Genomic DNA, 18,054 nt, shown 5'->3' with positions numbered 1-18,054 from the left:
TTGACCAGGGGCCTGCGCGTGGCCGCTGCGCTGCTGGCGCTGGCGGCCCTCCCGGTGGGGGCCGCCGAGGCGCCCCTCGCCCTGGCCTGGCGCACCCCGGTCGGTAACGAACTGCTCGAACTGGACCGCAGCCGCGTGCTGGCGCGCGGTCCCTTGCCCGCCGAGCGCCAGGCGCCCCTGGGCAGCCTGTGGAAACTCTTCGTCTATGCCTACCTGGTGGACCGGCAACAGCCGGACCCTGGCTACCAGTGCCTCGGCCACGACCGTGACGAGGTGTATTGCTGCAACCCCGGCGAACGCATCGACCGTGACCAGGCCCTGGTGAAATCCTGCGGCCTGTATTTCGACCCGGCACGCCTCGGGGTGACCCCGGATGACTGGTCCCGTTACTGGCAGGCACGCAGTGCCCCGGCCTGGCTGCAACGCCTTGATGCGCTGAAGCCCGAGGCGCGGGTCCCGGTGGCCGACCTGCTGGCCCAGCTGCAGACCCTGCCGGCCCAGGACGAGGCCCGCCGCGTGCTGCTCGATGTACCGCTCCAGGCCCGTGATGCCGGCGTGCTCGCCGCCCTGGGCGCGCGCCTGCGGGTGAAGACCTGGAGCTGGCTCGCCGACGCCGATCCCCAGGCCCGCCAGGGCGGCTTCGCCGGCTGGCTGAACGACGGCACGCCGGTCTGGGCCGGCGGCCCCGGCACCAGCCAGCGCGTTCTCGGGCAGTACGCCGAGGTGCTCGAACGCACGTTGCCGGTGAGCTGGCCTCGCGACCCGGGCAGCTGCGTGGAGGTGCGGCTGTTCAGCCGCTATCCGCTGCGCGAGGTGAGCCTCGCCGGCCAGTCCACGCCTGTGGCGCCCGGTGCCCTGCGCGGGCGCTACCAGGTGCTGTTCGAGAACGGCAACCGCCTGGACATTGAAAGCCAGGGCGAGCTCTTCCTCGAACGCCGTGACGATGGCCTGGCGCTGACCGCTCACCTGGAGCGCGAGGACTACGTGGCCCGCGTGCTCGACCGCGAGGCGGCACCCGAACCCGCCGAGGCCGCCAAGGCCCTGGCCGTGGCAGTGCGGACCTACCTGGTGCAGAACGCCGTGCGCCGCGGCGAGTGCCTGGTCATCGACGACAGCAGTTCCAGCCAGCGGGTTGCCCCCCGCCCGGCTTCCGCTGCCAGCCGCACCATCGCCGCCTGGACTGCCGACCTGGTGCTGGCCGGCAGCACGGTGACCTACCACAGCGAGCGCGCCGGCCCGGATCGCCTGTCCTGGCAGCAGGCCGTGACGGAGGCCAAGGAGGGCGTGCGCTACGACAGCATCCTCGCCCGTGCCTTCCCCCGCGCCAGCCTCAGCCGCTGGGACAAGCCCGTGGCGGCCTGCCAGGCCCTGCCCAACGCCGAGGACTGGCTGCGCCGCCAGCGCCGCGAGTGGCGCCCGGTGCTGGATGCCGAGCCGGGCTACGCTGAAATCCCGCAGTTCTCGGTGTGCCGCCTGGCCTCCGGCCGACCTCATGTCGACCGCGAGCGGCGGCGCATCTTCGTGCGCGGCCTGTTTTCCCTGCAGGACCGCCTCGACCTGACCCACGAATACCTGCACCTGGCCTTCGAAGCCCACCCCAACGGCCAGGACGAAGCCTACGTCGAGCGGCTCGCCCGCCAACTGCTACTGGAATGATCCCCATGCGCTGCGCCTCCCTTGCTTCCCTGTTCCTGGCCCTGACGCCGCTGCTCGCCAGCGCCGAGGTGCGACTCGACACGCCGCGCGGTGGCTGGCGCGAAGGCGCCGGCTCGGGCGAGCACTTCATGCAGGAGGTCAACTACCCGGCCTCCTCGGTCAACACCGCGTCGGACCAGGCCGATACCGCGCTGATCAAGGGCGCGATCACCGGCATGCCGAAAGCGGCCAGCGGCCCCGGAACCCTGGTGGTCAACGGCGTGAGCATGCCGCTGAAGGTGGACGAGGACGGCAGCTTCCAGCGGCCCTTCGTGTTCCCCTCCGGCAGCAACAGCGTCGAAGTGCGCAGCCCGGACGGCAAGCAATCCCACCGCGTGCAGTTCTACAGCCGGGCCAAGGGCGGCGTACCGGCGCGCATGCGCGTGGTGCTCTCCTGGGATGCCGACAACACCGACCTGGACCTGCACCTGGTGACGCCGGATGGCGCCCACATCTGGTACGGCGACCGCAGCGCCCCCAACGGCACGGCGCTGGACGTTGACGTGACCACCGGCTACGGCCCGGAAATGATCGCCAGCCCGACCCCGCTCAAGGGGCAGTACCTGGTGTACGTGAACTACTACGGCGGCGGTTACTACGGCAGCGACGACGGCACCGAAGGCCCTGCCCAGCCGCTGATCACCGCCCAGGTGACGGTCATCACCGAGGAAGGCACACCGAGCGAGAAGCAGGAAAACTTCATCGTGCCCATGCGCCAGCCGGGCGAACTCACCCTGGTGAAGAGCTTCAGCTACCCCTGATCGGTTCTTTGGGCTGAGCCTCGGCGCATGCTGGGGCGCCTGGGGCGGTGGATCGATGGTGCGCGAACCGCCCTACGCGTCGTATGAGCGCCGAGCGGTGCGCACGACGTTGGCCTGGTGAGCGGGGTTTGATGCGGTTCGCGGGCTCACCACATCCTACGGGTGAAGGCGTGCCGGCGGCTGGGGCTTATCGGTCGCTCTCCCTCAAGATCTGCCAGCCCTCGCGGGAACCGAAGGGGGGCCGGGCGGCGTTCCGCTTCAGCCCACCATCGAAGCCGCTGACAGCTCCGTTGGTGGATGGAAACAGCGCCATCCCCCTACGCTTTTCCCACCCATCGTTCCGGCGTCAGCCCTGCGGGTTGGCCTGCCAGGCGTCGACCACTTCCTGGGCGGCGCGGAAGGCGTCGATGGCGGCCGGTACGCCGGCGTACACCGCGCAGTGCAGCAGCGCCTCGCGGATTTCCTCCACGCTGCAGCCATTGTTCAAGGCCCCGCGCACGTGGCCTTTCAGCTCCTGGGGGCACTTCAGGGCGGTGAGGGCGGCGAGGGTGATGAGGCTGCGGGTCTTGCGGTCGAGCCCTTCGCGGTTCCACACGCCGCCCCAGGCGTGTTCGTTGACGAAGTCCTGCAGGGGCTGGGTGAATTCGGTGGCATTGCCCTGGGCGCGGTCGACGAAGGCGTCGCCCATCACTTCGCGGCGGACCTGGACGCCGGGTTTGCGTGCGTCGCTCATGGTGATTCTCCAGTCAGTCGAGGGATTCCAGCCGCACCGGGGCCACGCCGCTGCGCAGCATGTCCAGCGCTTCGGCGGCGCGGCGCGAGAGGTCGATGAGGCGGCCGCGCGTGTGGGGGCCGCGGTCGTTGATGCGCACCACGACGCTGCGGTCGTTGTTCAGGTTGGTGACTTTCACCCGGGTGCCGAAGGGCAGGGTGCGGTGGGCGGCGGTGAGGGCGTTCTGGTCGAAGCGCTCGCCGCTGGCGGTGCGCTTGCCGTGGTGGCGTGCGCCGTAGTACGAGGCTTCGCCGTCCTCACGGTAGGTGCCGCCGGTTTCACCGGAAAAGAAGCCGGGGGTGCTGCAGCCGGCCAGCAGGGCCAGGCCGGCCAATAGCGGAAGTGAGCTGAGGGATCGCCACATCAGGACGTCTCCAGGAAGCGGTTGACCGGTGCTTGTGCGCAGCGTCGGGCTTCCTGACGCTGCACCGGGTCAACCGGGAATCCCGTTCCGGCCCTCCCTGGCCGGTCGTTCGCCGGGCCAACCCATGGGTTGGCCAGTCCGGCTCACCCTTCGAGTTTTTTCTTCAGCAGTTCGTTCACTTGCCCCGGATTGGCCTTGCCCTTGGAGGCTTTCATGGCCTGGCCGACGAAGAAGCCGAACATCTTGCCGCGCTTGGCTTCGTCGCTGGCGCGGTACTGCTCGACCTGCTCGGCGTTGGCGGCGAGGACTTCGTCGAGCATGGCTTCGATGGCACCGGAATCGGTGACCTGCTTGAGGCCCTTCTTCTCGATGATCGCGTCGGCGCTGCCTTCACCGGCGGCCATGGCTTCGAAGACCATCTTGGCGATCTTGCCGGAGATGGTGTTGTCCTTGATGCGCAGGATCATGCCGCCCAGGTGCTCGGCGGAAACGGGCGATTGCTCGATCTCCAGGCCGTCCTTGTTGAGCAGGCTGGAGAGCTCGCCCATCACCCAGTTGGCGGCCAGCTTGGCGTCGCCGCAGGTGCGCTGCACGGCCTCGAAGTAGTCGGCCATCTCGCGGCTGGCGGAGAGCACGCTGGCGTCGTAGGCGGAGAGGCCGAACTGGCTCTCGAAACGCTCGCGCTTCTGCACCGGCAGCTCCGGCAGCTGGGCGCGCACTTCGTCGAGGAAGCTCTGCTCGATCACCACCGGCAGCAGGTCGGGGCAGGGGAAGTAGCGGTAGTCGTTGGCTTCTTCCTTGCTGCGCATGGAGCGGGTTTTGTTGGCTGCCACGTCGTAGAGCACGGTTTCCTGGACGATCTTGCGGCCGGATTCCAGCTCGTCGATCTGCCACTCGATCTCGGCGTTGATGGCGCGCTCGATGAACTTGAACGAGTTGACGTTCTTGATCTCGCGGCGGGTGCCGAACTCGGCCTGGCCCTTGGGGCGCACCGAGACGTTGCAGTCGCAGCGCAGGGAGCCTTCGGCCATGTTGCCGTCGCAGATGCCGAGGTAGCGCACCAGGGCGTGGATGGCCTTGGCGTAGGCGACGGCTTCCTTGGCGCTGCGCATCTCCGGCTCGGAGACGATCTCCAGCAGCGGGGTGCCGGCACGGTTCAGGTCGATGCCGCTCATGCCGTGGAAGTCTTCGTGCAGGCTCTTGCCGGCGTCCTCTTCCAGGTGCGCACGGGTGATGCCGATGCGGCGGACGGTGCCGTCTTCCAGGGTGATGTCCAGGTGGCCCTTGCCGACGATGGGCAGGTCCATCTGGCTGGTCTGGTAGCCCTTGGGCAGGTCCGGGTAGAAGTAGTTCTTGCGGGCGAAGACGTTGCGCGCGCCGATCTCGGCGTCGATGGCCAGGCCGAACTTGAGCGCCATGCGCACGGCTTCCGCGTTGAGCACCGGCAGGGTGCCGGGCATGCCCAGGTCAACCAGGCTGGCCTGGGTGTTGGGCTCGGCGCCGAAGGTGGTGGCGCTGGCGGAGAAGATCTTCGATTGGGTGCTGAGCTGTGCGTGGATTTCCAGCCCGATCACGGTTTCCCATTGCATGTGTGTCGTCCTCAGAATCCGGCCGGGGCCTGTTTGTGCCAGTCGGTGACCTGCTGGTACTGGTGGGCCACGTTGAGCAGGCGGCCTTCCTGGAAGTAGGGCGCAAGCAGCTGCACGCCTACCGGCAGGCCGTCGACGAAGCCGGCGGGCATGGACAGCCCCGGCAGGCCGGCGAGGTTGGCGGTGATGGTGTAGATGTCTTCCAGGTACTCGGCGACGGGGTCGTTGTTCTTCGCGCCCAGTTTCCAGGCCGGGTTGGGCGTGGTCGGGCCGAGGATGACGTCGACATCGGCGAAGGCCGCGACGAAGTCGTTCTTGATCAGGCGGCGGATCTTCTGGGCCTTGAGGTAGTAGGCGTCGTAGTAGCCGGCGGACAGGGCGTAGGTGCCGACCATGATGCGGCGCTTCACTTCGCTGCCGAAGCCTTCGGCGCGGGAGCGCTTGTACAGGTCCATCAGGTCCTTGGGGTCTTCGCAGCGGTGGCCGAAGCGCACGCCGTCGAAGCGCGACAGGTTGGAGCTGGCCTCGGCCGGGGCGATGACGTAGTAGGCCGGGATGGCGTGCTGCATGTTGGGCAGCGAGATGTCCTTGACGGTGGCACCGAGCTTCTTCAGCTCTTCCACCACGGCCATCACCGCTGCGCCGATGCGCGCGTCGAGGCCGGCACCGAAGTACTCCTTCGGCAGGCCGATGCGCAGGCCGGCCAGGGGCTGGGCGAGGGCGGCGAGGTAGTCGTCCACCGGGGCGTCGACGCAGGTGCTGTCCTTCGGGTCGAAACCGGCGATGGCGCCGAGCATCAGGGCGCAGTCCTCGGCGGTGCGGGCCAGCGGGCCGCCCTGGTCGAGGCTGGAGGCGTAGGCCACCATGCCCCAGCGCGAGACGCGGCCGTAGGTGGGCTTGATGCCGGTGAGGTTGGTGAAGGCGGCGGGCTGGCGGATCGAGCCGCCGGTGTCGGTGCCGGTGGCGGCGGGCACCAGGCGCGCGGCGACGGCGGCGGCGGAGCCACCGGAGGAGCCGCCGGGCACGCGGTCCAGCGCCCAGGGGTTCTTCACCGGGCCGTAGTGGCTGGATTCGTTGGCGGAGCCCATGGCGAACTCGTCCATGTTCAGCTTGCCGAGGGTGACGGCGCCGGCGGCCTTGAGCTTCGCGACCACGGTGGCGTCATAGGGCGCCTTGAAGTTGTCGAGCATCTTCGAGCCGCAGCTGGTGCGCACGTCGAGGGTGCAGAACAGGTCCTTGTGGGCGATCGGCGCGCCGAGCAGGGCGCCGTTCTCGCCGGCGGCGCGACGGGCGTCGGCGGCACGCGCCTGTTCCAGGGCCTGGTCGGCGGTGACGGTGATGAAGCTGTTGAGCTGCGGGTCGAGGGCCTGGATGCGCGCCAGCAGGGCGCTGCTCAGCTCCTCGGAGGAGAATCCCTTGGCGGCCAGTGCGCGGGCGATCTCGGCCAGGGTCAATTGATGCATGGGGTAACCCTTTCCTTAGTCGATGACTTTGGGGACGAGGTAGAGGCCGTTCTCGACGGCCGGTGCGATGGCCTGGTAGGCGTCGCGGTGGTTCTCCTCGGTCACCTCGTCAGCGCGCAGGCGCTGGGTGGCTTCGAGGGGGTGGGCCAGCGGCTCGACGCCGTCGGTGTCCACGGCCTGCATCGCATCGATCAGGCCGAGGATGTTGTTCAGGGTCTCGGTGGTACGCGGGATATCGCCTTCGTTCAGGCCCAGTCGGGCCAGGCGGGCGATGTTTTCCACGTCGGAGCGTTCAAGCGCCATCGGGTTCTCCAACTGAAAATGCGGTGGCCGCCGGGGGCATCCGACCGGGTGGGAGGAGGGTCGGGAACGGTACCGCGAACGGGCGGTCAAAGGCCGCGATGATGGGCCCGGAGGCCCAGAAAAACCGGCAATTTAGCACAACGCCTGCCTTGCCCAAAATCCCTGCCGTTGTTAGAGTTTGCCGCACTTTTTTACCCACGCGTTGCCTAGGGTCCCTCTCCCATGTTCAAGAAACTGCGTGGCATGTTTTCCAGTGATCTGTCGATCGACCTGGGCACTGCCAATACCCTTATTTATGTGCGCGAACGCGGCATCGTCCTGAACGAGCCGTCCGTGGTCGCGATCCGCAACCACGGCAACCAGAAGAGCGTCGTGGCCGTCGGTACCGAAGCCAAGCGCATGCTCGGTCGTACTCCCGGCAATATTTCCGCCATCCGCCCGATGAAAGACGGCGTGATCGCTGACTTCAGCGTCTGCGAGAAGATGCTGCAGTACTTCATCAACAAGGTTCACGAGAACAGCTTCCTGCAGCCCAGCCCCCGTGTGCTGATCTGCGTGCCGTGCAAGTCGACCCAGGTCGAGCGCCGTGCCATCCGTGAATCCGCCCTGGGCGCCGGTGCCCGCGAAGTGTTCCTCATCGAAGAACCCATGGCTGCGGCCATCGGTGCCGGCCTGCCGGTCGAGGAAGCCCGTGGTTCCATGGTCGTCGACATCGGCGGCGGCACCACCGAGATCGCCCTGATCTCCCTGAACGGCGTGGTCTATGCCGAATCCGTACGCGTGGGCGGCGACCGTTTCGACGAGTCCATCGTCACCTACGTGCGCCGCAACTACGGCAGCCTGATCGGCGAATCCACCGCCGAGCGCATCAAGCAGGAAATCGGCACCGCCTTCCCCGGTGGCGAAGTCCGCGAGATCGACGTCCGTGGCCGCAACCTGGCCGAAGGCGTACCGCGCAGCTTCACCCTGAACTCCAATGAAGTGCTCGAAGCGCTGCAGGAATCCCTGGCGACCATCGTCCAGGCGGTCAAGAGCGCGCTGGAGCAATCCCCGCCGGAACTGGCGTCCGACATCGCCGAGCGTGGTCTGGTGCTCACCGGCGGTGGCGCCCTGCTACGTGACCTGGACAAGCTGCTCTCCCAGGAAACCGGCCTGCCGGTGATCGTCGCCGAGGACCCGCTGACCTGCGTGGCCCGTGGCGGCGGCCGTGCCCTGGAAATGATGGATCGCCACGCGATGGACCTGCTCTCCACCGAGTAAGGTCGGAGAGCCCATTCGCCTTAGGAGCGGCCCATCAAACCGCTATTCGCCAAGGGACCCTCGCTCGGCGTGCGCCTGCTGGCGTTCGCCGTGCTGTCCGCTGCCCTGATGGTGGTGGACGCCCGCTTCGAGACCCTCAAGCCCGTTCGCAGCCAGCTGGGATCGGTCCTCACGCCCTTCTACTGGCTGGCGGACCTGCCCGTGCGCGTGTGGGACGGCATCAGTGACCAGTTCACCAGCCGCAGCGTGCTCATCGCCGAGAACGAGAAACTCAAGGCCGAGGCCCTGCTGATGCAGCGCCGGCTGCAGAAGCTGGCGGCCCTCACCGAGCAGAACGTGCGCCTGCGCGAGCTGCTCAACTCGTCCGCCCTGGTGGACGAGAAGGTGCTGGTGGGCGAGCTGATCGGCGTCGACCCCAACCCCTTCACCCACCGCATCCTCATCGACAAGGGCGAGAAGGATGGCGTGTTCCTCGGCCAGCCGGTGCTCGACGCCCGTGGCCTGATGGGGCAGGTGGTGGAAGTCATGCCCTACACCTCCCGCGTGCTGCTGCTCACCGACACAACCCACAGCATCCCGGTGCAGGTGAACCGCAACGGCCTGCGCGCCATCGCCAGCGGCACCGGTAACCCGGAGCGCCTGGAACTGCGCCATGTGGCCGATACCGCCGACATCAAGGAAGGCGACCTGCTGGTGAGTTCCGGCATGGGCCAGCGCTTCCCCGCCGGCTACCCGGTGGCGACGGTCAAGGAAGTCATCCACGACTCCGGCCAGCCCTTCGCCATCGTCCGCGCGGTGCCCACCGCTGCTCTCAACCGCAGCCGCTACGTGCTGCTGGTATTCACTGACACCCGGAGCCCCGAGGAGCGTGCCAATGCCGCTGCCGAGGCCCAGGAAGCCGCCGACCGCGAGGCCGCCAGCAAGGCCGCCCAGCCCCAGGGCGCTGCACAGCCGGCACCGGCTGCGACGCCTGCTGCATCCCCGGCACCTGCAGCCGCGCCCGCTGCGCCTGCCCAGGCGGCTCCCGCTTCCCGAGGCAACCACTGATGGCCACTGCGCGCCCCCGCAATGGCTGGGTGATCGGCTTCAGCCTGCTGGTCTCCCTGCTGCTCAGCGTCGCGCCGATGCCCAGCTTCATGGAGGTCGGTCGCCCGCTGTGGCCCGCCCTGCTGCTGACCTACTGGACCCTGGCGCTGCCCCAGCGCGTGGGCATGACCACCGCCTGGATCGTCGGCATCGCCCAGGACGTGCTCTACGGCTCGCTGCTGGGGCAGAACGCCCTGGTGCTGGCCCTGGTCACCTTCCTCGTGCTCAATCTGCACCAGCGCCTGCGCATGTTCCCCATGTGGCAACAGAGCCTGGTGCTGATGGTGGTCTTCGGCCTGGCGCAACTGGTGCAGCTCTGGCTCAACGCCCTCACCGGCAACCGCCCGCCGACCCTCTTGTTCCTCCTGCCCGCCCTGGTGAGCGGGCTGCTCTGGCCCTGGGTCTTCGCCGCCATGCGCGGCCTGAGTCGGCGCCTCAACGTCCACTGATCGCCTTGCGGCCATGCCGCGGGGTCTTCTCGACATGGAGAAGTCTGCATGGCCACGCTCCACCTGGCCTCCGGATCGCCCCGCCGCCGCGAACTGCTGGCGCAGATCGGCGTTCCCTTCCAGACCCTGGGCGCCCCCATCGATGAAACCCCGCTGCCCGGTGAATCCGCGCCGGCCTACGTCGAGCGCCTGGCACGGGAAAAGGCTGCTGCCGGCCTGGCTGCGCTGGGCGCTGCGAGCGACGGCCACTGCGTACTGGGTGCCGACACCGCCGTGGTGCTGGACGGTCGCATCCTCGGCAAGCCCCTGGATCGTGACGACGCCCTGGCCATGCTGGCCGCGCTCTCCGGGCGCGAACACCAGGTGCTCACCGCCGTAGCCCTGGCCGACCGCTCCCGCTGCGTCTCCCGGCTGGTGACCAGCCGGGTGCGCTTCCGTGACATCTCCCTGGCCGAGCGCGAGGCCTACTGGGCCAGCGGCGAGCCCACCGACAAGGCCGGCGGCTATGCCATCCAGGGCCTGGGCGCGGTCTTCGTCGCCGATCTGCAGGGCAGCTATTCCGCCGTGGTCGGGCTACCGTTGCTGGAAACGGCGGAACTACTCGGGCAGTTCGGCATTCCTTGTTGGCAGCGCCTCAGGTAGGTTTTCAGCATGAGCGAAGAAATCCTGATCAATATCACGCCGATGGAATCGCGCGTGGCGGTGGTGGAAAACGGCGTGCTGCAGGAAGTGCACGTCGAGCGGACCCAGCGTCGCGGCATCGTCGGCAACATCTACAAGGGCAAGGTGGTGCGCGTGCTGCCGGGCATGCAGGCGGCGTTCGTCGACATCGGCCTGGACCGCGCCGCCTTCATCCACGCCTCGGAAATCTCCACCCGCGAAGGCAGCGCAGTGGAGAACATCACCGCGCTGGTGCATGAAGGGCAGAGCCTGGTGGTGCAGGTCACCAAGGACCCCATCGGCACCAAGGGCGCGCGCCTGACCACCCAGCTGTCGATCCCCTCGCGCTACCTGGTGTACATGCCGCGCACGGCCCACGTGGGCATCTCCCTGAAGATCGAGGACGAAGCCGAGCGCGAGCGCCTCAAGCAGGTGGTGGCCGATTGCGTCGCCGCCGAGGGCATCGAGGAAGTCGGCGGCTTCATCCTGCGCACGGCCGCCGATGGTGCCCGTCGCGAAGACATCCTGGTGGACATCCGCTACCTGCGTCGCCTTTGGGAGCAGATCTCCGGGCAGATGCAGACCGCCTCCACCCCCTCGGTGATCTACGAGGACCTGAGCCTGGCCCTGCGCACCCTGCGTGACCTGGTGAACCCGCGTATCGAGAAGATCCGCATCGACTCCCGCGAGACCTTCCAGAAGGTCACCCAGTTCGTCGACGAACTGATGCCCGAGATCGCCGACCGCCTGGAGCACTACCCCGGCGAACGGCCGATCTTCGACCTGTACGGCGTCGAGGACGAGATCCAGAAGGCCCTGGAGCGCAAGGTGCTGCTGAAGTCCGGCGGCTACCTGATCATCGACCCCACCGAGGCGATGACCACCATCGATGTGAACACCGGCGCCTTCGTCGGCCACCGGACCCTGGAAGAGACCATCTTCAAGACCAACCTCGAGGCCGCCACCGCCATCGCCCGCCAGCTGCGCCTGCGCAACCTCGGCGGGATCATCATCATCGACTTCATCGACATGGAAGACGAGGAGCACCAGCGCCAGGTCCTGCGGACCCTGGAGAAGCAGCTGGAGCGCGACCACGCCAAGACCAACATCATCGGCATCACCGAACTCGGCCTGGTGCAGATGACCCGCAAGCGCACCCGCGAAAGCCTCATGCAGAACCTCTGCGAGCCCTGCCCGAGCTGCCAGGGGCGCGGCATGCTGAAGACGCCGGAAACCATCTGCTACGAGATCTTCCGCGAAATCCTCCGCGAGGCCCGCGCCTACCAGGCCGAGGGTTACCGGGTGCTGGCCAACCAGAAGGTGGTGGACCGCCTGCTGGACGAGGAATCCGGCAACGTCGCCGACCTGGAGGCCTTCATCGGGCGCACCATCAAGTTCCAGGTCGAGGCCATGTATTCCCAGGAGCAGTACGATGTCGTCCTGCTCTGAGGGCCCCCGCTGAATGGCGCGCCAGGGTCTTCTGCTGGTCACCCTCCTGAGAACCCTCCTGGCCCTCTGTGCACTGGGGCTGGTGTTGGCTGCGCTCTATGTCAGCCTCGGTCGGCAGCTGGTGCCGATGGTGGCGGAGTACCGCGACGACCTGCGCGCCCGCGCCAGCGATGCCTTGGGCCAGGATGTCGAGATCGGCGCCCTGGAAGGCAGCTGGCAGGGCTTTGCACCGGTGGTGGTGGCCCGTGACGTGGTCATCGGCCGGGGCGACGAGGTGTTGCGGCTGGATCAGGTCCGGCTGGTGCCGGACGTGCTCGGCAGCCTCCTGCAGCGCGCGCCGAAGCTGGCCAGCATCGAACTCGACGGCCTGAACCTGCAGGTGGTGCAGGACGAAAGCGGCCATTGGGCCGTCGCGGGCGTCCCGTCCCGTACCGATTCCCCCGCGCTGCGCCCCGCCCAACTGATCCAGGGCTTCCAGTTCGTGGGCCGGTTCGCGCTGGTCAACAGCCAGGTCACCGTTCAGCCCTGGCAACAGAAGCCGGTCACCTTCACCTATGTCGAGGCGGCACTCTCCGGCAGCGCATCGTCCCAGCAACTGGAGGGGCGCCTTGTGCTGGCCGACGGGCAGCCCTTGAGCCTGCGCCTGGACACCCGCCTGGACCCCGAGGACTGGCTGGCCAGCGAAGCCCGCGCCTACCTGAGCCTGCCCCAGACCGACTGGGTCCGCTGGTTGCCCAAGTTGATCGCCAACGATTGGCGCCTGAGCAAGGTGCTGGGTGGCGGTGAGCTGTGGGCGGAGTGGTCCCGTGGCGAACTGCGCCGCGCGGTGAGCCGGTTGCGCGTCGGTGAGCTGAAAGGCGGTCGCCGCGACCAGGCCCCGGTGACCCTCCAGGACCTCGCGGTGGATGCCTACTTCGACCGCACCGCCGCCGGCATGCGCCTGCAACTGGACTCGCTGTCCATGACCGTGGGCGAGCAGCGCTGGGGCGGCGTCCACCTGCTGGCCGAAGAGGGCGGTAGCGAGGGCGCGCGGGAATGGCGTGTGCGTGCCGACCGCATCGACCTGAAACCCCTGGTGCCCCTGGTCAAGGGGCTTGCGCCCCTCAACGACCTGGCGCGGGAACTGGTGGATGGCCTCGATCCCAAGGGTGCCCTGCGCAACGTACAGGCCACCTGGCGACCGGATGCTCCCCTCGGCCAGCGCCTGGCCTACAGCACCAACCTGGAGCGCCTGAGCTTCGGCGCCGTGCACGGCGCGCCGGCGGCAGAGAACGTCAGCGGCAGCCTGACCGGCAACTTGGCCGGCGGCGAACTGCGTCTGGACGCCGATGACTTCGCCTTGCACCTCGACCACCTGTTCCCCAAGCCCTGGCACTACCGCGAAGCCCATGCCCGGCTGACCTGGACGCTGGATGAGCAGGCCTTCACCCTGGTCGCTCCCTACCTGCGGGTGGAGGGCGAGGAGGGCCACATCGCCGGTGACTTCCTCATCCGCCTGCTGCGCGACCCGGCCGGCGAGGACTACATGGACCTGCGCGTCGGCCTCAGCCAGGGCGACGCGCGCTTCACCGAGAAATACCTGCCGACGCTGTCCTCCGGCCTCAGCCCGGAGCTGGCGGAGTGGCTCAAGCGCTCGATCAAGGGCGGCGGCATCGACGAGGGCTTCTTCCAGTACCAGGGCTCCCTGTTGCACGCCTCGCCGCCGGAGGCGCGCTCCATCAGCCTGTTCTTCAAGGTGCGTGACGCCCAGCTCGACTACCAGCCCGGCTGGCCGGCCCTGACCGACGCCCGGGGCGACGTGTTCGTCGAGCACACCGGCGTGCGGGTTCGGGTGCCCAGCGGGCGCATCCTCGACAGCCAGGTGAGTGATGCCCGCGCCGACGTGCCCCACGTGGACAGCGGCAAGGTGCCCCACCTGAAGCTGACCGCCAGGCTCGACAGCAGCTTCGCCGACGGGCTGAAGATCCTCCAGCAGGCGCCGACCCCCGCCGCACAGGTGATGGCCGGTTGGCAGGGCGAAGGCACCCTGGATGGCAACCTGGACCTGGACATCCCCCTGGCGAAGGCCGGCGGGGAGCCGCGTGTGGTGGTCGACCTCGCCACCCAGGACGCGCGCCTGCGCTTCGCCACTCCGAGTCTCGAACTCAGCGCTCTGAACGGCGCTTTCCGCTACGACACGGCCAGCGGCCTGAGCAGCAAGGACATCCGCGCCCGGGTCTTCGGCCGCGACGTTGCCGCCCGTGCCACCGCCGAAGGCCGCAACGGCCAGGCGCGCAGCCGCATCCAGGCCAACGGCGTGGTGGCGCTGAAGGACCTGACCGCCTGGCTCGGCGTCAATCGTCCGCTGCCGGTCAGCGGTGCCGTGCCCTATCGGCTCGACCTGCTGCTGGACGGTAAGGACAGCCAACTGAAAGTTGACTCGACCCTCAAGGGCGTGGCCATCGACCTGCCGGCGCCCTTCGGCAAGCCCGCCGAGACCGTGCGCGACAGCCAGTGGCGCATGACCCTGGACGGCGCCGAGCGACGCTACTGGTTCCAGTACGGCGACCTTGCCGACCTGGCGCTGGCGGCCCCGGCCAACGATTTTTCCGGCGCCCGTGGCGAGCTGATGCTCGGCTCCGGGCGTGCCGTGCTGCCGACCGCTCGTGGCGTGCGCGTGCGGGGCGTGCTGGACGACCTCGACCTGGCCGCCTGGCAGGCCGTGCGCCAGCGTTACGCCGAGAAGGATGCCGGCAATGCCGTCGGCCTGCTGCAAAGCGCTGATCTGCGCATCGGCCGGTTCAGCGGCATGGGACTGGAGTTGCAGGATTTCCGCGTTGGTCTGCAACGGGGCGATGCGGCCTGGAAGGTGGACCTGGACAGCAACCTGCTGCAGGGCACCATCAGCCTCCCGGACGCCCAGGGCGCGCCGGTGGCGCTGGACCTGGCGCGCCTGCGCCTCCCCAAGCCGGCGGACGACGACAAGGACGACACGCCCGGCCCCGACCCGCTCAAGGATCACGACCCCCACTCCCTGCCCGCACTGGACGTGCGCATTGCCCAGGTCCAGCTGGGCGACGAGCCGCTGGGCGCCTGGTCGTTCAAGGCGCGTCCGGTGGCCAGCGGCACCCAGTTCAGCGAGCTGTCGCTGGACCTCAAGGGGCTGCACATCGACGGCGCCCTCGGCTGGGAAGGCAGCGCGGGTGCCAGCAGCACCTGGTACAAGGGGCGCCTGGAGGGCAAGAACCTCGCCGACGTGCTGCTGGCCTGGAAGTACGCACCCACCGCCACCAGCGAGCGCTTCCGTCTGGACGTGGATGGGCGTTGGCCCGGCTCGCCGGCCTGGGTCAGCCTGAAACGCTTCAACGGTTCCCTCGATGCCGCGCTGCGCAAGGGCCAGTTCGTCGAGGCCGACGGCAGTGCCCAGGCCCTGCGGGTGTTCGGCCTGCTCAACTTCAACTCCATCGGCCGCCGCCTGCGCCTGGACTTCTCCGACCTGCTGGGCAAGGGCCTGGCCTACGACCGGGTGAAGGGCGTGCTGGAGGGCACCGACGGGGTCTTCGTGACCCGCAAGCCCATCGTGCTCGAAGGGCCCTCCAGCGGGCTGGAGCTCAATGGCACCCTGGACATGGCCCACGAGAGCATCGACGCCAAGCTGCTGGTGACCCTGCCGGTGACCAACAACCTGCCGCTCGCCGCACTGATCGTCGGCGCCCCGGCCATTGGCGGTGCGCTGTTCGTGGTGGACAAGCTGCTGGGGGACCGGGTCGCCCGCTTCGCCAGCGTGCAGTACAAGGTGCGCGGCCCCCTGCAGGACCCAAAGTTCACCTTCGACAAGCCGTTCGAGAAACCCGATTCATGACGGGCCGTTGCATGGCCGTTGTCGTACGCCGGAGGACGCCATGGAGTTCGCGGTAATCCAGATGACCAGCCAGGACGACGTCCTGGCCAACCTCGACGCCGCTCGGCGCCTGCTGGCCGACGCGGCAGGGCAGGGCGCGCGCCTGGCCGTGCTGCCGGAGAACTTCGCCGCCATGGGCCGGCGCGACCTGGCTCGGCTGGGCCAGGCCGAGGCCCGTGGCGAAGGGCCGATCCTGCCCTGGTTGAAACAGACCGCCCGCGACCTCAGGTTATGGATCGTGGCCGGCACCTTGCCGCTGCCACCCGAAGGCCGCCCGGACGCCAAGCCCAACGCCTGCTCGCTGCTGGTGGATGAGCACGGCGAACGGGTCGCGCGCTACGACAAGATCCACCTGTTCGACGTGGATGTGGCCGATGCCCGGGGACGCTATCGCGAGTCCGACGACTACGCCTTCGGCGACCATGTGGTGCTGGCCGATACGCCGGTCGGGCGCCTGGGGCTGACGGTCTGCTATGACCTGCGCTTCCCCGAGCTGTACGGCGCATTGCGCGAGGCCGGGGCCGAGTTGATCACCGCGCCGTCGGCATTCACGGCGGTGACCGGAGCGGCGCATTGGGAGGTGCTGGTGCGCGCCCGCGCCATCGAGACCCAGTGCTACCTGCTGGCGGCCGGGCAGGGCGGCGTTCATCCGGGGCCGCGGGAAACCCATGGGCATTCGTCTATCGTCGATCCATGGGGGCGTGTCCTGGCCGAGGCCGGAAAGGGTGAGGCGGTACTGCTGGCCCGGCGCGATGCCGAGGAGCAGCGGGCGATCCGCCAACGAATGCCGGTGACGGCACACAGACGATTCAAGACGCCGGCCGAACCCGCGCCGGTGATTACGGAGTAGCTATGAGCCAGATGTTGTTATCCGTCAGTGACCGCCTGCTGGCGCCGGGCGGCCTTGCCATCGAGCAGCTGCAGGGTGTTCTCGGCGAGGTGGCCGGTCCGGGCATCGATGCCGCCGACCTGTATTTCCACGGGCTGGTTTCCGAGTCCTGGGTGCTGGAGGACGGCATCGTCAAGGACGGCAGCTTCCACCTCGACCAGGGCGTGGGCGTGCGTGCCCAGTCCGGCGAGAAGACCGGCTTCGCCTACAGCAACGCCATCACCCCCGAGGCACTGAGCCAGGCGGCCCGTGCGGCCCGCTCCATCGCCCGGGCCGGGCAGCAGGGACGCGTGCAGGCCTTCGCCAGCCCCGAGGTGGCCCGGCTCTATGCGCCGGACAGCCCGCTGGACGTGATCAGTCGTGCCGAGAAGGTCGCGCTGCTGCAGCGCATCGACCAGGCCACCCGCGCGCTCGACCCGCGCATCAAGCAGGTCACCGTGAGCATGGCCGGGGTCTGGGAGCACGTGCTGGTGGCCGCCAGCGACGGTAGCCTGGGCAGTGATGTGCGCCCGTTGGTGCGTTTCAACGTCAGTGTGATCGTCGAGCAGAACGGTCGCCGCGAACGCGGTGGCCACGGCGGCGGCGGGCGGACCGACTATCGCTACTTCCTCCAGGAAGACCGCGCCATGGGCTACGCCCGCGAGGCGCTGCGCCAGGCGCTGGTGAACCTGGAAGCGGTGCCGGCACCGGCCGGCACGCTGCCGGTGGTGATGGGCGCCGGCTGGTCCGGCGTGCTGCTGCACGAGGCGGTGGGCCACGGCCTGGAAGGCGATTTCAACCGCAAGGGCAGTTCGGCCTACAGCGGCCGCATCGGCGAGAAGGTCGCCTCCAGCCTGTGCACCATCGTCGATGACGGCACCCTGGCCGGTCGCCGTGGTTCGCTGAGTGTGGACGACGAAGGCACCCCGACCCAGTGCACCACGCTGATCGAGAACGGCGTGCTCAAGGGCTACATGCAGGACAAGCTCAATGCGCGGCTGATGGGCGTGGCGCCTACCGGCAACGGCCGTCGCGAGTCCTACGCGCACCTGCCGATGCCGCGCATGACCAACACCTACATGCTGGCGGGGGAGAGCGACCCGGAGGAGATCATCGCCTCGGTCCAGCGCGGCATCTACTGCGCCAACCTCGGCGGTGGCCAGGTGGACATCACCAGCGGCAAGTTCGTGTTCTCCACCAGCGAGGCGTACCTCATCGAGAACGGCAAGATCACCGCGCCGGTGAAGGGCGCGACGCTGATCGGCAACGGGCCGGAGGCGATGAGCCGGGTGTCCATGGTGGGCAACGACCTGGCACTGGACAGCGGCGTGGGGACGTGCGGCAAGGACGGGCAGTCGGTGCCCGTGGGCGTCGGTCAGCCGACGCTGAAGATCGATGCGATCACGGTGGGAGGCACCGGCGCCTGATGTGGCGCGGTGCTACGGGCCGTTGGCC

Annotated in this window: 15 protein-coding genes; 10 read left to right on the top strand and 5 right to left on the bottom strand. The window is 68.7% G+C overall.

The genetic code is table 11. The features are described from left to right. Both SZ55_RS18885 and SZ55_RS18880 read left to right on the top strand, forming a co-directional pair. The gene (locus SZ55_RS18885) at nucleotides 1–1,656 is read left to right on the top strand and encodes a DUF2300 domain-containing protein (RefSeq protein ID WP_044409800.1); all 1,656 of its coding nucleotides are present in this window, start codon (nucleotides 1–3) and stop codon (nucleotides 1,654–1,656) included. A 5-nt stretch (nucleotides 1,657–1,661) separates the two neighbouring features. Beyond that, a complete protein-coding gene (locus SZ55_RS18880) occupies nucleotides 1,662–2,456 on the top strand; it encodes a YfaP family protein (RefSeq protein ID WP_044409798.1) in 795 nt (264 codons plus the stop codon). A 346-nt stretch (nucleotides 2,457–2,802) separates the two neighbouring features. Here the strand turns inward: SZ55_RS18880 and SZ55_RS18875 are convergent, their stop codons facing one another. The 5 genes from SZ55_RS18875 to gatC form a co-directional block, all read right to left on the bottom strand. Beyond that, nucleotides 2,803–3,189 (bottom strand): carboxymuconolactone decarboxylase family protein, encoded by a 387-nt coding sequence (locus tag SZ55_RS18875; protein ID WP_044409795.1) that lies wholly within the window; start codon nucleotides 3,187–3,189, stop codon nucleotides 2,803–2,805. 13 nt (nucleotides 3,190–3,202) lie between these two features. Continuing rightward, entirely contained in the window at nucleotides 3,203–3,592 is a 390-nt protein-coding gene (locus SZ55_RS18870; RefSeq protein WP_044409792.1) for a septal ring lytic transglycosylase RlpA family protein, read from the bottom strand. Between the two features lie 143 nt (nucleotides 3,593–3,735). Next, nucleotides 3,736–5,181 carry an Asp-tRNA(Asn)/Glu-tRNA(Gln) amidotransferase subunit GatB gene (gatB, locus tag SZ55_RS18865; protein ID WP_044409789.1) on the bottom strand — a complete coding sequence of 482 codons (1,446 nt, stop codon included), beginning with the start codon at nucleotides 5,179–5,181 and terminating at the stop codon, nucleotides 3,736–3,738. A gap of 11 nt (nucleotides 5,182–5,192) precedes the next feature. Further along, nucleotides 5,193–6,644 (bottom strand): Asp-tRNA(Asn)/Glu-tRNA(Gln) amidotransferase subunit GatA, encoded by a 1,452-nt coding sequence (gene gatA, locus SZ55_RS18860; protein ID WP_044409785.1) that lies wholly within the window; start codon nucleotides 6,642–6,644, stop codon nucleotides 5,193–5,195. Between the two features lie 15 nt (nucleotides 6,645–6,659). Beyond that, on the bottom strand, nucleotides 6,660–6,947 hold the full coding sequence (gene gatC, locus SZ55_RS18855) for an Asp-tRNA(Asn)/Glu-tRNA(Gln) amidotransferase subunit GatC (RefSeq protein ID WP_044409782.1): 288 nt from the start codon (nucleotides 6,945–6,947) through the stop codon (nucleotides 6,660–6,662). 222 nt (nucleotides 6,948–7,169) lie between these two features. Between gatC and mreB the strand changes: the two genes are divergently transcribed. Genes mreB through tldD form a run of 8 tightly spaced genes read left to right on the top strand, consistent with a single transcriptional unit; the run spans nucleotide 7,170 to nucleotide 18,026 of the window. Then, nucleotides 7,170–8,207, top strand: a complete 1,038-nt coding sequence (gene mreB, locus SZ55_RS18850; protein ID WP_021217765.1) for a rod shape-determining protein MreB — start codon at nucleotides 7,170–7,172, stop codon at nucleotides 8,205–8,207. Nucleotides 8,208–8,240: 33 nt separating this feature from the next. Then, nucleotides 8,241–9,254 (top strand): rod shape-determining protein MreC, encoded by a 1,014-nt coding sequence (gene mreC, locus SZ55_RS18845; RefSeq protein ID WP_074971633.1) that lies wholly within the window; start codon nucleotides 8,241–8,243, stop codon nucleotides 9,252–9,254. Next, a complete protein-coding gene (gene mreD / locus SZ55_RS18840; RefSeq protein WP_044409775.1) occupies nucleotides 9,254–9,742 on the top strand; it encodes a rod shape-determining protein MreD in 489 nt (162 codons plus the stop codon). The genes mreC and mreD overlap by 1 nt, the downstream gene beginning before the upstream one ends. Nucleotides 9,743–9,790: 48 nt before the next feature. Then, nucleotides 9,791–10,384 (top strand): Maf family protein, encoded by a 594-nt coding sequence (locus SZ55_RS18835; RefSeq protein ID WP_044409772.1) that lies wholly within the window; start codon nucleotides 9,791–9,793, stop codon nucleotides 10,382–10,384. A gap of 9 nt (nucleotides 10,385–10,393) precedes the next feature. Beyond that, complete coding sequence (rng, locus tag SZ55_RS18830; RefSeq protein WP_044409769.1) at nucleotides 10,394–11,851, top strand: ribonuclease G; 1,458 nt, start codon at nucleotides 10,394–10,396, stop codon at nucleotides 11,849–11,851. A gap of 13 nt (nucleotides 11,852–11,864) precedes the next feature. Continuing rightward, nucleotides 11,865–15,692 carry a YhdP family protein gene (locus SZ55_RS18825; RefSeq protein WP_044409766.1) on the top strand — a complete coding sequence of 1,276 codons (3,828 nt, stop codon included), beginning with the start codon at nucleotides 11,865–11,867 and terminating at the stop codon, nucleotides 15,690–15,692. Nucleotides 15,693–15,732: 40 nt separating this feature from the next. Further along, entirely contained in the window at nucleotides 15,733–16,581 is an 849-nt protein-coding gene (locus SZ55_RS18820) for a carbon-nitrogen hydrolase family protein (RefSeq protein ID WP_044409763.1), read from the top strand. Between the two features lie 2 nt (nucleotides 16,582–16,583). After that, nucleotides 16,584–18,026 (top strand): metalloprotease TldD, encoded by a 1,443-nt coding sequence (tldD, locus tag SZ55_RS18815; protein ID WP_044409760.1) that lies wholly within the window; start codon nucleotides 16,584–16,586, stop codon nucleotides 18,024–18,026. The last annotated feature ends 28 nt before the right edge of the window (nucleotides 18,027–18,054 follow it).

It is taken from the genome of Pseudomonas sp. FeS53a, from assembly GCF_000931385.1.
In the GTDB taxonomy this organism is placed as follows: Bacteria; Pseudomonadota; Gammaproteobacteria; order Pseudomonadales; family Pseudomonadaceae; genus Metapseudomonas; species Metapseudomonas otitidis.
This window is presented reverse-complemented; position numbering and strand designations above follow the sequence as displayed.